This window comes from Clostridium sardiniense, from assembly GCF_019753795.1.
Classification (GTDB): domain Bacteria; phylum Bacillota; class Clostridia; order Clostridiales; family Clostridiaceae; genus Clostridium; species Clostridium sardiniense.
In genome coordinates this window covers 1-256 of sequence record NZ_JAIKTU010000071.1, presented here as the reverse complement: position 1 = coordinate 256, position 256 = coordinate 1, and the positions used below count along the sequence as shown (strand labels likewise).

The 256-nt window shown below is 54.3% G+C and carries 1 pseudogene; it reads right to left on the bottom strand.

The features are described 5' to 3' along the window. A pseudogene (locus K5V21_RS19260) lies at positions 1 to 256 on the bottom strand (hypothetical protein); the annotation flags it as partial.

Genomic DNA, 256 nt, shown 5'->3' with positions numbered 1-256 from the left:
GTTCCCCCTGTTCCTGGTGTCTCTGGTTTCCCTGCTTCTCCACTATCACCCGGTAAATCTGGCGTTGACCCTTCCTCACCTGGTAAATCTGGTGTCGTTCCCCCTGTTCCTGGTGTCTCTGGTTTCCCTGCTTCTCCACTATCACCCGGTAAATCTGGCGTTGACCCTTCCTCACCTGGTAAATCCGGTGTCGTTCCTCCTGTTCCTGGTGTCTCTGGTTTCTCTGCTTCTCCACTATCACCCGGTAAATCTGGCG